The 12884-nt window shown below is 70.9% G+C and carries 10 protein-coding genes; 4 read left to right on the forward strand and 6 right to left on the reverse strand.

Annotation, left to right across the window (positions count from 1 at the left end; translation table 11 throughout):
* Window positions 1-208: 208 nt before the first annotated feature.
* Window positions 209-922: a hypothetical protein gene (locus LUM46_RS07955; protein WP_274993237.1), complete on the forward strand. Its 714-nt coding sequence runs from the start codon at window positions 209-211 to the stop codon at window positions 920-922.
* Window positions 923-1018: 96 nt separating this feature from the next.
* Here the strand turns inward: LUM46_RS07955 and LUM46_RS07960 are convergent, their stop codons facing one another.
* The 4 genes from LUM46_RS07960 to LUM46_RS07975 all read right to left on the reverse strand — a co-directional run bounded on the left by LUM46_RS07960 (window position 1019) and on the right by LUM46_RS07975 (window position 7961).
* The gene (locus LUM46_RS07960; RefSeq protein WP_274993238.1) at window positions 1019-3826 is read right to left on the reverse strand and encodes an immune inhibitor A domain-containing protein; all 2808 of its coding nucleotides are present in this window, start codon (window positions 3824-3826) and stop codon (window positions 1019-1021) included.
* Between the two features lie 286 nt (window positions 3827-4112).
* Entirely contained in the window at window positions 4113-5396 is a 1284-nt protein-coding gene (cobA, locus tag LUM46_RS07965; RefSeq protein WP_274993239.1) for a uroporphyrinogen-III C-methyltransferase, read from the reverse strand.
* Complete coding sequence (locus LUM46_RS07970; protein WP_274993240.1) at window positions 5389-6249, reverse strand: phosphoadenylyl-sulfate reductase; 861 nt, start codon at window positions 6247-6249, stop codon at window positions 5389-5391. The genes cobA and LUM46_RS07970 overlap by 8 nt, the downstream gene beginning before the upstream one ends.
* Window positions 6246-7961 carry a nitrite/sulfite reductase gene (locus LUM46_RS07975; protein WP_274993241.1) on the reverse strand — a complete coding sequence of 572 codons (1716 nt, stop codon included), beginning with the start codon at window positions 7959-7961 and terminating at the stop codon, window positions 6246-6248. Before LUM46_RS07975 ends, LUM46_RS07970 begins: the two co-directional genes overlap by 4 nt.
* A 414-nt stretch (window positions 7962-8375) precedes the next feature.
* Here LUM46_RS07975 and LUM46_RS07980 point away from each other — a divergent pair, with 414 nt between their 5' ends.
* A complete protein-coding gene (locus tag LUM46_RS07980; RefSeq protein WP_274993242.1) occupies window positions 8376-8729 on the forward strand; it encodes a hypothetical protein in 354 nt (117 codons plus the stop codon).
* An 11-nt stretch (window positions 8730-8740) separates the two neighbouring features.
* Here the strand turns inward: LUM46_RS07980 and LUM46_RS07985 are convergent, their stop codons facing one another.
* Window positions 8741-9583, reverse strand: coding sequence for an arylamine N-acetyltransferase family protein (locus tag LUM46_RS07985; protein WP_274993243.1), 843 nt, complete (start codon window positions 9581-9583; stop codon window positions 8741-8743).
* Between the two features lie 92 nt (window positions 9584-9675).
* Between LUM46_RS07985 and LUM46_RS07990 the strand changes: the two genes are divergently transcribed.
* Window positions 9676-10158 (forward strand): DUF456 domain-containing protein, encoded by a 483-nt coding sequence (locus LUM46_RS07990; RefSeq protein WP_274993244.1) that lies wholly within the window; start codon window positions 9676-9678, stop codon window positions 10156-10158.
* Between the two features lie 97 nt (window positions 10159-10255).
* Here LUM46_RS07990 and LUM46_RS07995 read toward each other — a convergent pair whose 3' ends face one another.
* Window positions 10256-10810, reverse strand: coding sequence for a PaaI family thioesterase (locus LUM46_RS07995; protein ID WP_274993245.1), 555 nt, complete (start codon window positions 10808-10810; stop codon window positions 10256-10258).
* Window positions 10811-10834: 24 nt separating this feature from the next.
* On the opposite strand from LUM46_RS07995, the gene LUM46_RS08000 reads away from it, so the two are divergent.
* On the forward strand, window positions 10835-12877 hold the full coding sequence (locus LUM46_RS08000; RefSeq protein ID WP_274993246.1) for a S9 family peptidase: 2043 nt from the start codon (window positions 10835-10837) through the stop codon (window positions 12875-12877).
* Window positions 12878-12884 lie beyond the last annotated feature (7 nt).

A 12884-nucleotide genomic window follows, 5' to 3' on the forward strand; every position in this document is an offset into this window, starting at 1 on the left:
ACGGGTGCCGACATCTCATCCGTGGTTTGGCGGATTCCGAGGGGATGAAGATGATCGGAACGCGTCCTACCTGCTAGTTCGCGTTGATACGCTGCTGTGCCCCAGCGGGGGAGCGTTTTGTCGGAGGGGGCTTCGGCGCGGTTGTTGCTGCTCGTGCCGAGCTGATGACGGCTGACCCGACCGATTCGAGACGAAGAAACCAACCTCCATGCGGACGAGTCGACTCATCAGCCTCATGATCGCGCTGATCGCCGCCATCATCTGGATGGTGAGCACCTACGCGAACGCGTCGAACTCCTGGGACCCCTTGAACTTCGTCCTGCGGATCGCAGCGGGTGCCGTGACCATCGCTGCCACGGCGGAGTGGCTCGTGCTGAGCGTCCGCGAGAGCCGCAGGGAGGGGATCCACTCCGGCGGTCCCCGGCGGAAGCGGGCAGCCCGGCGCCGTGCCCCGGCAGTGCCGGGCACCGCGCTCGAGGTGGCGCACCCCGAACCGGTGGTGTCGAGCCCCGAGCCCGCGGTGCCTGACGAGCCCGCGGTGCGGCGCAGCGCGGGATCCGGGACCGTGGCCGACAAGGTCGTGTCGGTGTTCGGCCGCCGACGTTCGCCGGCCCAGGACCTGGCGGTGGTCGCGGGCGGAGGGGCCGTGCTGGTCGTCGCGTACCTGATGGAGCGCAAGGTCCGGCGCGTCGTCGTGCGGGTCGGGCTGGACGCGGCGTCGGCGGCGTCCCTGGAGTCGGCGCTGGGCGCGGCGCCGCACCGGGTGTTCGGGGCGAAGCCGCCCACACGCGGGGTGTTCGACCGCTCCGCGTACACGCAGCTCGAAGGGGCCTCGGGGTCCGGGGCCTGGAGCATCGCGGTCCCGACGGTCGACGTCGACCTGCTGCGCTACGTCCTCGCGCGGGCCGAAGAGGTTCGCTGACCGCAGGCAGAGGGCGGGACCACCTGGCTGGTGGTCCCGCCCCTGTGTGCTGCTACTGCCGTCCGGACAGCGGTGCTGCCTGCCCGGCGGTGTGGATCACCGCCCCGAGAGCGGCGGGGTGATCTGGATCAGGGCCGAGGTGTTGCCCTTGAACGCCTTCTTGAGATGGATCACGGTGCCGTAGCCGACGCCGTCGTCCGCCGGGTCCCCGGTACCGGTGATGGCACCGATGCCGTAGTCGTGCCCGAACTCGTCCGGCAGGAGCTGACCGCGCTCGTCGACCATCCGCACCGTGTAGGGCGAGTTGTCGACGGACGGCACCACTGTCGACGCGTCGTTGTCGCGGTAGTACAGACCGCCGTTGTCGTTCAGCTCCAGCCCCGGGTACCAGCCCGAGTCGTCCGTGAACGTGCGCACCGGTGCCTGCGCCCCGAAGTCCGTGCAGAACTCCTCCGTGGTGTCCTCACCCGTGATGCACTCGGTGAACGGGTACGTCGGCCGGAGGCCGAACGCCACGTTCGAGGACTGCGCACGGGACGGGACGTTCTTCAGCACCGACGTGTCCGGCGTGGCCGAGTCGTCGCGGCGCAGCGGGTCGAAGTGGCTGTCCACCAGCAGCAGACCACCCTTCGGCCCGGTGCTCGGGAGCGCCGCCAGGTTGCTCAGCACGTGGTTGGCGTTGCCGTACGTGGTGTCGCGGTACCAGACCAGCATGCCGGGAGCGTTGTAGGCGATCTTCTCGACCTTCCACGCGTCGGACTGCGGTGCGGCGTACGTGGAGTCGTAGCCGTACTTGAGCCCCTTGTCGAAGCCGTCCAGGTTGCGCCACTCGACCAGGTAGTACTGCGCCTGGACCGACGAGCCGGACGTGCGGTGCCAGCCGGCACCGCTGGTGTCGACGAACGTCGTCGTCTCGGTGCTCCAGCCCGGGTCCTCCGACTCCGCGTCATCGCTCCAGACGACCGTGTCACCGCTGGTGAGCTCGAAGTCGTCCGAGAACCAGCCGCGCTCGAGGAAGGCGGCGTCGGTGGCGTAGCGCAGCCGGACGTCCACGGTGGTCCCGGCGAACGCGGACAGGTCCACGTTGAGGTGGGCCCAGCCCTCGGTGCTGCCGGTGAGGCCGTACTTCTTGTTGCCGAAGTCGGTGATGCGGCCGTTCGGGTCCGCGTAGTCGTCCGGTGTGGTGACCTCCGCGCCCGAGTCGTCGAAGACCTTCTGCTCCTGCCACGTGGCGCCACCGTCGGTGGAGACCTCGACGAAGCCGTAGTCCCAGTCCTCCTCGATGACGTAGTCGGCCCAGAAGGAGAACGTGGCGTCGACCGGCACGTCCTCGATGGTGCGCGCCAGACGCGCGTCCGCCCAGTCCTGGTCGGCCCCGGAGTACCACATGTTCTCGCCGCTGTGCGGCGTGCCCAGCGTGATCTCCTTGTCCGGCAGGTTGACCTTGACGCCGTCCTCGGTGCCCTTCAGGGGGCGGGAGGCCTGGCCCACCTTGACAGCGGTCCTGTCGTCTCCCGGGTTCACCTCGACCGGGTCGACCCAGCCCAGCACCCACTTGTCCCAGATGCCCATGTGCGTGGGCATCGACTGGAAGATGGGGCCCGAGTGCGAGCCGGAGCTCATCAGGTCCCAGAAGTCGACGTCGGAGTCGCCGCCGCTCCCGGTGTCGTACAGGTCGGGCAGACCGAGGTCGTGGCCGTACTCGTGGGCGAACACGCCCACGCCGGAGTCCTCCGGCTGCACGATGTAGTTGGACAGCTTCAGGTCGGTGCCCGGGATGGGGGCGCCTCCCGCGACGGCCGACGAGTGGGCCCAGATGGCGTACGTGCCCTGTTCGCCGCCGCCACCCGACTTGTCCTCGCCCGCGTGGACGAGCACCACGTGGTCGATCACGCCGTCCGGCTCGAAGAGGTTGCCGTCGTCGTCGCGGTCGGCCTGGTCCTCGATGTCGTAGTCGGCCCACGGGAAGTCGGGGCGCATCTCGGCGAGTGCCGCCACGGCGTCGATGGGCAGCTGGCCCGGCCCGAGGGGGTTGTCGGGGTGGCCGTTCATGGTCTGGTAGGCGCCGGCCTCCCACTCGCCCTCGTCGTTCTTGAAGCAGCGCTGAGCGCCGTAGTACCCCTCGGAGTGCGGCACCCTGATCCAGGGCGTGGCCTCGCCCGAGACGGTGTACGCGCCGCGGGACATCTCCTCGTACATGTTCTTCATGGTGTAGCCGGAGATGTCGATGCCCGGCTTGCCGTCCGGCCCCGTGAGGTCGGGACGGACGCGCTCGGTGATGCCTTCTTCGGTGAAGAGCATCTTGTCGAAGTGCTCGGACGAGAAGTCCTCGACCCACATCGTGTTGTTGTCCGCCTGCGATGCGTCGGCCGGGTTCGGGATGTTGTTGTGCAGCGGGCCGTTCTGGACGTTGCCCGGCATGCACTCCGACGATCCCCAGTGGGTGGGCACCATCTGGTCGGTGAAGTCGTCGTTCGCGTTCTCGTTGAACTCGACCAGGATCGTCAGGAGCTTGGCCTCCTGGGTCTGCGGAGCGCGCTTGTAACGGGACTCCTTGATCTTCTTGGGGCTGGAGCCCGTGACGACTGCCCGGTTCTCGAGCTCGGCCAGCTGCTGTGCCGCCGCGGGGTTGCCGCCGGCGAACTTCTTGTCGACCTCGTCGGAGGCGGCCTGGACGGAGGTGTCGACGCTGACGCCGGTCTCGCCCTCCGCCTTGTGGACGATGGTGCGGCCGCGGGGCGTGATCTCGACGTCGTCGTCGATCTCTGGCTGTGCGGCGACATCGGCGTAGTTGATGTAGTGCTCGGAGCTCCGGACGGCCGGTGCACCGCTGTCGGTGGCCGACGCCGTCGTCGCTCCTCCGGTCGCGGCGAGCCCGGCGACGGCGAGTGCGATGGCAGGCATCGCGGCCACCGTGCACCGCAGCGCACGTCGTTTCTGTGTTCTCATGCATTCTCCCAGATCAGGCCGTCGACATTGGTCGCGTGACGGCACGGCAGAAGGCCGCGGAAGATGGCGGCGTCTGCATGCCTACAGGAACCTGGCCCACTACGAAAGGGGATCTGGAATCTTTTCGGACATTGGTAGGAGAATTCACCCGTAGAAAACTTTCGGGCGAAATCGCCGGAGATACGTTGAGTGCTGGGTATCTGCTGGGTTGATGGCCTTCGCGCCAGCAGATACCCAGCACTCAACGAGCTTGTTGCGCCCAGGCGGGCGAGAGGCGGACTACCGCGCCCACCACGATGACCGCGGGGGGCTGCACGCCGGCCTCGGCCGCGCGGGCGGCGATCGTGGCCAGCGTGCCGACCGTGACGCGCTGCCCCGGGCCGTAGCCGTCCTCGACCACGGCGGCCGGGGTGTCGGCGGGGCGGTCAGCGGTCACCAGGGCGTCGGCGGTCTCGGCCAGCCGGGTGACGCCCATGAGCAGCACGAGCGTGTGATCGGCGCCGCCCGGCACCTCGGCCGCGCCGTCGTGCCCGGTCAGGACGCTGAAGCCGCGCGCGACACCGCGGTGCGTGACCGGGATGCCCGCCGCGGCGGGGACCGACACGGCGCTGGTCACACCCGGCACCACCTCGACCTCGATGCCCGCTGTGCGGCACGCCGCGAGCTCCTCGCCGCCGCGGCCGAACACGTACGGGTCACCGCCCTTGAGGCGCACGACGTCGCGCCCTGCCTGGGCGTGCTGGATCAGCAGCGCGTTGATCTCGTGCTGCGGCACCGGGTGGTTGCCGCTCGTCTTGCCGACGTCGATGACCTCGACGTCGGGCGAGAGCTCGTGGAGCAGCGCGCGCGGGCCGAGCCGGTCGATGATCACGACGTCGGCCTGCGCGAGCGCCGTGCGGCCGCGCGCCGTGATGAGGCCGGTGTCGCCGGGGCCGCCGCCGACGAGCCAGACCCGGCCGGGGGACTGCGGCGTCGGACGGCGCCGGCGCAGCGGCAGGCTGCCGGACTGGAGGGCTGCCGACACCGCGTCCCGGATCGCCGTCGCCCGTCGCGGGTCGCGTCCTGCGGTCACCGAGACGGTCACCTCGGCGTCGTCGGTCAGGGTGGTGCGGGCCACGGCCGGGACCCATGCGCTGCCCACCGAGGCGTCGCCCGCGGTGACGCAGAAGACCCGGGCGCGCTCGGCGTCGTCGGACACCCGGCGGTCCACCTCGGCCGAACCCGTCGCCGTGTGCACGAGCCACGCCTCGTCGAGGTCGCCCGTCCGGTAGGCGCGGGCGGCGAGATCCACCGCGCCGGGAGCCGACACGCGGGCCAGGACCGCCAGCTCCTCGCACACGTCCGGTGCGACCACACGCACCCGCGCGCCCGCCTCGACGAGCGCCCGGGCACGGCGCGCGGCGACCGGCCCGCCGCCGACCACCACGACGAGCCGCCCGGCGATCTTCAGCCCCAGGGGGTAGATCTCGTGCGCCACCCCTCCATCGTGCGCCTCGGCGGTGGGCAACGGCGCGGCGTCAGACATGGAGACCGCACTCGTCCTTGTCGAGGCCGGCCCACCGGCCGGAGCGCGCGTCCTCGCCGGGCAGCGGCCGAGCGGTGCACGGTTCGCAGCCGACCGACGGGTAGCCGTCGGCGAGCAGCGGGTTGACGACGAGGCCGTGCCGCGCGGCATAGTCGGCGACCTCGTCGTCGGTCCACGCGGCGATCGGGTTGATCTTGACCACGCCGTTGCGCTCGTCCCAGCTGACGAGCGGCGCGTTGGCGCGTGCGGCGGTCTCGCTGCGGCGCACGCCGGTGGCCCAGGCCTCGTAGTTCTCCAGCGCCTTCTTCATCGGCGCCACCTTGCGCATGGCGCAGCAGGCCTCGGGGTCGCGGTCGTGCAGCTTCGGTCCGTACTTCGCGTCCTGCTCGGCCACGCTCAGCTCGGGGCGCACGTCCACGACGTTCACGTCCAGCTCGATCTCGACGGCGCCGCGGGTGCCCAGCGTCTCGGCGAAGTGGTAGCCCGTGTCACCGAACAGCACGTCCACGAACGGGAACTGCTCGGCCACGAGGTGCGACAGCACGGTGTCCTGCATCGAGGACGCCACCGCCATGTACGGACCGAACTCCCGCACGGCCCACGCGATGACCGCCTGGGCGTTCGCCTCCGGCGTGTCCCCGCACGCGTTCAGCTGCGCCTGGCCGCGCTCCACCACGGCCCGCAGCTCCCCGGGGGTCCGACGGCGGCGCTTGGCCCGCGCGGCCGGCCGCATGGCACGGATGCTCTCGCGGGCGGCGGCCCGGGCGCGCACCCGCGCCAGCCGCGGGTTCACCCCCGAGCCCGGCCCGGAGAGCGACAGAGAGGAAATCGCCGCGGCTTCCGTCGTGGTCATCGAAGAGCCTCCTCGTCGGCGCGGTGTGCCCACTGTGCGAACGTCTCTTCGCCGTCGTGGTCGGCGTCGTACCGGCGGACCACGCGCTCCACGTAGTCGCCGATCCCGTCGGCGGTCACCTTGAGCCCGCGCACCGTGCGGCCGAGCCCGGCGTCGTCCCGGTCCAGCGACGTCAGGCCGCCACCGAGGTGGACCTGGAAGCCGGGCACCTGGTTGCCGTCGTCGTCCATCACGAGCTGACCCTTGAGGCCGATGTCGGCCGTCTGGATGCGGGCGCACGAGTTGGGGCAGCCGTTGACGTGCAGGCTCAGCGGCTTGAGGTTGTCCAGGTCTCCCAGCCGCTCCTCGAGCTGCGTGATCGCCTCGGCCGACGTCGCCTTGGTCTCGACGATCGCGAGCTTGCAGTACTCGATGCCGGTGCAGGCGATCGTGTTCCGGCGGAAGATGCTCGGTCGCGCCTGCAGCCCGAGCTCGGCGAGGCCGGCGACGAGCGGCTCGACCTCCGCCTCGGCGACGTCGAGAACCAGGAGCTTCTGCTGCGGGGTGAGGCGGATCCTGCTGCTGCCGTGCGCCTCGGCGAGGTCCGCGAGCTGCGCGAGGATCTCGCCCGAGACGCGGCCCACGGTCGGCGCCGCACCGATGTAGAAGCGGCCGTCGTGCTGCTCGTGGATGCCCACGTGGTCGCCGCGCTCGTCGAGGCCCAGCGACGCGGGCGACGGCGGATCGATGCTGTCGCGGAGCTTGTAGCCCAGGTACTCGTCCTCCAGGACCTGGCGGAACTTCTCCACGCCCCAGTCCGCGAGCAGGAACTTCAGGCGGGCCTTGTTGCGCAGCCGGCGGTAGCCGTAGTCACGGAAGATGCGGACCACGCCGTGCCAGACCTCGGGCGCCTCCTCGGCGGAGACGAAGGCGTTCAAGCGCTCCGCGAGACGCGGCGCCGTCGACAGCGCGCCGCCCACCCACACGTCGTACCCGATGCCCAGCTCCGGGTGATCGACGGCGACGAACGAGATGTCGTTGATCTGGTGCACCACGTCCAGGCTCGGGTGGCCCGTGATCGCCGACTTGAACTTGCGCGGCAGGTTCGCCAGCGCAGGGTCGCCGATGAACCGCCTCTGGATCTCCTCGATCACCGGTGTCGGGTCGATGAGCTCGTCCTTCGCGACCCCCGCGACCGGGCTGCCGAGGATGACGCGCGGCACGTCGCCGCAGGCCTCCGTGGTGCTCAGCCCCACGGCCTCCAGGCGACGCCAGATCTCGGGCATCGACTCGACCTCGATCCAGTGCAGCTGGAGGTTCTGGCGGTCGGTGATGTCCGCGGAGTCGCGGCCGAAGTCGGTGCTGATGTCCGCGATGACGCGCAGCTGCTCGGTGGTCAGCGCCCCGCCGTCGATCCGGACGCGCAGCATGAAGTACTTGTCCTCGAGCTCGTGCGGCTCCAGCGTCGCGGTCTTGCCGCCGTCGATCCCCGGCTTGCGCTGCGTGTACAGGCCCCACCAGCGGAACCGGCCGTGCAGGTCGTCGCCGGGGATGGAGTCGAAGCCCTCCTTGGCGTAAACCTGCTCGATGCGCTCGCGGACCTTGAGCGGGTCGGACTCCGCCTTGAACTCCTCGTTGTGGTTCAGCGGAGCGGTGCCGTCGATCTTCCACTGGCCGTTCGGGCGAGCGGGTCGCTTGGTCGTGCGGGGCTGGGCAGGGGCCGTGTTGACCATGTGTGGGGTCCTGTTCGTGCGGGGCGCGCGGGCGTGGAGCTGATGCTGGGGGAGTTGTGCGCGTCGTACGGGCACAGGCGACCGGTTCCCGGGTGTGACCAGGGACTCAGTGCTGCGGGCCGGCGGCGCGCGCTGACCTTGCAGGGGCGAAGGGGCGCGTCAGAGCTGACAGCTGCGACAGCAGTCGCAGGCACAGGTCGGCATGGCACACATGGGCATCTCGTGACGGGTGGTCACGAGGAAGATGCGCGCTGCCTTGGTCATGGCGATGACGTTAACCGCCGGTGGTGAAGGGCGGAAGGGGACGTCCACATAGTGGATGTCTATCGGGTACATCGATGTTGCCTATGTGTTACCCTACTGGAACGGTAGGGAATGGGAGGGGTCGCCTGGCCCACAGCTAGGCTGACGGCCATGGAATTCCTTTACAACGTCTTCGTCTTCGTGCACTTCGCGAGCTGGGCCCTCGTGTTCGGAGGCGCCATCGCGTCGATGCGGACCAAGGCCCTCTACAAGGGTGTCTCGCACGGTGCCATGGGTGCCGTCGTCGCGGGCGTCATCATGGTCGGCATTGCGGAGATGGGCGGCCTGTGGGACGACGGCGGTCCCTCGATGGCGAAGATCGGCGTCAAGCTGGTCATCGCGCTTGCCGTCGCCGTGCTGGCCGTGCTCGCCGTCCGCAAGGGCGAGGACGTCTCCCAGGGCCTCAAGGGCTCGGTGCTCGGGCTCACCCTGGTGAACATCCTGGTCGCCGTCTTCTGGAACTGATCGAGCGACCGCTACGGGGTCGACATCCACTTCCGGTGGGTGGCCAGGCTCCGGTCGAACAGGCCGCGCAGCGCGTCGTCGTCGATGCCCTGCAGCGCGATGCCCAGCGTCACCAGGCCGTCCCGCCAGTCGTCGTACGTCGTCAGCTCGGCGAAGTCGGTCCGGGACCCGGTGCGGGAGAACAGGCAGCCGCGCAGGGTCTCCGCGGCGTCGGGCAGGCGGCGCTGGACCACCAGCAGGCGGGCGTACGTCCCGTCGTCCGGCGCGGTGAGGCGGCGGTGTGCCGCCGCCTCCTGCGCCGGGGTCAGCCTGCCGTCGAAGAGGTCCACGGCGCTGAAGCTGCCCGCGGGATCGTGGTGGAACGTCCAGCCGCCGTCGCGCAGCTCGAGCCGGTAGGTGAACGGGCCCTGCCGGTGCAGGCCCGCGATCATCGGGAGCGGCTCGTGGAGGCCGTCACCGAAGCCCACGTCGGGCCACCAGGCGCCGCCGGGGTTGCTCTCGGTGGGCAGCCCTCGGACGTACAGCGCCAGGTGCCCGACCTGCGGGTTCTGCTGCTCCGCCGCGGTCTCCCAGTTGTGGCCCCAGGCCGGCACGACGTCGTAGCCGAGGGCACGGAGCGCCACCGTCATGACGCCGTTGTGGTGAAAGCAGTAGCCGGCGTTGCCGCCCGCGGCCACCCGCTGCAGGGTCGCCTCCGCGTCGACGGGCGGCGGGGTGCCGAGCATGGTGTGCAGGTTCTCGTACGGGATCCGCTCGGCATGCCGCCGGTGGATCTCGAACAGGGTCTCGACGCTCACCGGAGGCCGCTCGTCGAGGCCGAGCCGAGCCAGGTAGCCGGCCACTGCGTGTGTCATGGAGAGCAGGGTAGACATGTACCGCTCTGTCCGGGTTGCTCGATCAGCCGGCTGTGACCGAGCAGGGGTCGTGGGACCGCTAAGGTTCGGCCGTGAGCGTTCTGGGAGAAGTACTCGTCGGCGTGGCCATCCTGGTGGGACTGATCGGCATCGTCGTCCAGGTGTTGCCTGGCTCGGTGCTGGTGCTGGGCGGCATCCTCGTCTGGGCGATCATGACGGGCGGGGTCGAGGCGTGGGTGGTCTTCGGCATCGCCGCGGCCGCCATCGCCACCGCCGAGATCGCCCAGTGGGTGATCGCCGGCAAGCACCTGCGCAAGGCCAAGGTGCCGTGGCCCACCCTCGCCGTCGGTGGGATCGCCGGCATCATCGGCTTCTTCGTGCTGCCGGTGATCGGCCTGTTCCTCTTCTTCGTCGGCGCGATCTTCCTGCTGGAGTGGGCGCGGCACAAGAACGTGTCGACGGCGTGGGGGTCCACCAAGACGGCCGTCCAGGCGACGCTGATCACCATCGGCGTGCAGCTCATCGGTGCACTGTTCGCCTCGGGCGCCTGGGTGGTCGGCCTCCTCGTCACCTAGTGATTGAGGATGCGGCGGGTGGTCGGTAGTACGTCAGGTAGTCGGCATTCCGAGTTGCCGACTACCTGACGTACTACCGACCACCCTTGTCCGCCCGTTACGGGTGCGAGGGCGGGATGTCGAAGATCAGCAGTGTGCTCGTCGCCGTCGCCACCACCGCGCCGCTCCCGTCCCGGGCGACGGCCTCGGTGAAGCCGACCCGGGAGCCGGCCTTGACCACCGTGCCTTCCGCGGTGAGCGGGCCGCTGTTGGCGCGCACGGCCTTGACGTAGCTGACCTTGATCTCCACCGACGTGTAGCCCTTGCCCTGGGGCAGCACCGACTGCATGGCGCAGCCGCACACGGTGTCCAGGATCGTGCAGAGCACGCCCCCGTGGACCGTGCCGATCGGGTTGTAGCCGGACTCGTCGGGCGAGCACCGGAACGTGACCCGCCCCTCCTCCACGACGTCGATGTCGAGGCCGAAGTGCGCGGCGATCGGCGGGGGCGGGATGATGCCGTCCCGCATCCGGCGCAGGAACTCGACCCCGGTCGTGAGCGGGGCCTGCGCGGCGATCTGCATCGGGTCGTACCAGGTGAGCTCGCGGGTACGCGGCTCGCCCCAGGCCTCGTGAGCGCTCGTGGGGGCGTCTGTCTGCTGTGTTTCGGACATGCTGGCAAGGGTAATGTCCGAGTCATGCAGGCAGCCGACCTTCCCCTGATCCGCACCGTCTCCAGGCCCACCGTCCACCCCGACGGCACCTGGGCCGTCGTCTCGGTGACCCGTCCCGACCTCGACGCGGACGCCACCGTAGGGCAGCTCTGGCGGGTGCCGCTGGTCTCGACGGGCTCGGCCGGCGGTGGCGGCTCGACCGGCGGCGCGGCAGGCGCGGAGCCGCGCCGCCTCACCCGTGGCTTCCGCGACACCGCTCCGCGCCTCTCGCCCGACGGCGCGTTGGTCGCCTTCCTGCGCGCGCAGCCGCAGTCGGCGCCGCAGCTGTGGGTGCTGCCGGCCGACGGCGGCGAGGCCGTGCAGGTCACGGACCGCAAGCTGGGGGTGAGCGACTTCCGCTGGTCGCCCGACGGTCGCCGGCTGGCGTTCCTGAGCCGTGAGCCCCAGCCGGGCCGGTACGGCTCGGTCGAGGGCATAGCGCCGGGCGCCGAGCGACCGCGCCGCATCACCGAGTGGAGCTGGACGCGCAACGGGCTGGGCTATCACCGGGACCGCCCGCAGCACGTGTTCCTCGTCGACGTGCCGGACGTCGTTGGCGAGCCCGTGCTGCAGCCGGCCCCGACCGCGGAGGGTGAGCCCGAGCCGCGCCCCACGGTGCCGGAGCCGCGTCGGCTGACCACCGACGACGTCGACCACAGCGGCATCGCCTTCACCCCGGACGGCGGCTCGGTCGGCGTCATCGCCGAGCGCGAGCAGCGCGCCGGGCAGGTGGCCACCGGCGTCGTGCGTGTGCTGCCGCTGAGCGTCCCGGCGACCGGTGGCGGCTCCGACGTCGACCTCGGCACGCTCGGCCCGCAGGCGATCGCGTTCGGCCCCGGCGGTGAGCTGTACGTCGTCGCGCAGGACCTGGGCGCGGAGGGCAAGGACTTCGTGGCCCGGAACGCCGCGCTGTACGTGCTCTCCGCGTGGGCCGACCCCGTGCCACGCCGGCTCACCGACCCCGAGACGCAGGAGGTCGGCGGTGTACCCCTGCCCCTGGGGGACGGCGGCGTGCTGCTCACCCTCGCGAGCCGCGGCACCCAGCAGGTGGTCCGAGTCTCCGACGACGGTGCTATGACCCAGCTGACCAGCGGCGACGTCGTGGTGTCGGAGTTCGCCGTCGGGGGTGGGACCCTCGCCGTCTCGTATGCCGACCCCGGGACCTACGGCGACCTGGGGGTCGCGGCCCTGGACGGTGCCGAAGGGGGCGTGCCCCGGCCTCGGACGGACTTCTCCGCGCCGCTGCGCGCGACCGGCCTCGTCACCCCGAAGGAGCTGACCGTCACCGGGCGCGACGGGTACCCGGTGCACGGCTGGGTGGCCGTCCCGGAGGGGACGGGCAGGCACCCGACGCTGCTGATGATCCACGGCGGCCCCTACGCCTCCTACGGTGTCGACCTGTTCGACGAGACGCAGGTGCTCGTCGACGCCGGGTACGCCGTCGTCTACTGCAACCCGCGCGGCTCCGCGGGCTACGGGCAGGCGCACGGCCGGGCGATCCGGCAGGCGATGGGCACCGTGGACCTGCACGACGTGCTGGACTTCCTGGACGGCGCCGTGGCCACGGACGGGCGCCTGGACGGGTCCCGTGTGGGGGTGCTCGGTGGTTCGTACGGCGGATACCTCACGGCGTGGACCATCGCGCACGACCACCGGTTCGCGGGCGCGATCGTGGAGCGGGGTTTCCTCGACCCGGAGGTGTTCTTCGGGACCAGCGACATCGGCTCGTTCTTCGGCCTCGAGTACGTGGGCGAGACCCCGGAGCAGGTGGCCGCGCAGTCCCCGCAGGCCGTCGCCGGACAGGTCCGCACGCCCACGCTCGTCGTCCACTCGGAGCTCGACCTGCGCTGCCCGCTGTCCCAGGCGGAGCGCTACTACTCGACGCTCAAGCGGCACGGCGTGGAGACGGAGCTGGTGGTCTTCCCGGGCGAGAACCACGAGCTGTCCCGTTCCGGGCGCCCGCGGCACCGGCAGGAGCGCTTCGAGCTGATCCTCGACTGGTGGAAGCGGCACCTGCCGGTGGGATGAGAGCATC

Source organism: Promicromonospora iranensis, from assembly GCF_028994805.1.
GTDB classification, from domain to species: domain Bacteria; phylum Actinomycetota; class Actinomycetes; order Actinomycetales; family Cellulomonadaceae; genus Promicromonospora; species Promicromonospora iranensis.

What these genes read in the sequence shown, in the direction of transcription:
- LUM46_RS07955 (WP_274993237.1), top strand. Translation starts at nt 209, where the DNA reads ATGCGGACGAGTCGACTCATCAGCCTCATGATCGCGCTGATCGCCGCC.
- LUM46_RS07960 (WP_274993238.1), bottom strand. Translation starts at nt 3,826, where the DNA reads ATGCCTGCCATCGCACTCGCCGTCGCCGGGCTCGCCGCGACCGGAGGA.
- cobA (WP_274993239.1), bottom strand. Translation starts at nt 5,396, where the DNA reads ATGTCTGACGCCGCGCCGTTGCCCACCGCCGAGGCGCACGATGGAGGG.
- LUM46_RS07970 (WP_274993240.1), bottom strand. Translation starts at nt 6,249, where the DNA reads ATGACCACGACGGAAGCCGCGGCGATTTCCTCTCTGTCGCTCTCCGGG.
- LUM46_RS07975 (WP_274993241.1), bottom strand. Translation starts at nt 7,961, where the DNA reads ATGGTCAACACGGCCCCTGCCCAGCCCCGCACGACCAAGCGACCCGCT.
- LUM46_RS07980 (WP_274993242.1), top strand. Translation starts at nt 8,376, where the DNA reads ATGGAATTCCTTTACAACGTCTTCGTCTTCGTGCACTTCGCGAGCTGG.
- LUM46_RS07985 (WP_274993243.1), bottom strand. Translation starts at nt 9,583, where the DNA reads ATGACACACGCAGTGGCCGGCTACCTGGCTCGGCTCGGCCTCGACGAG.
- LUM46_RS07995 (WP_274993245.1), bottom strand. Translation starts at nt 10,810, where the DNA reads ATGTCCGAAACACAGCAGACAGACGCCCCCACGAGCGCTCACGAGGCC.
- LUM46_RS08000 (WP_274993246.1), top strand. Translation starts at nt 10,835, where the DNA reads ATGCAGGCAGCCGACCTTCCCCTGATCCGCACCGTCTCCAGGCCCACC.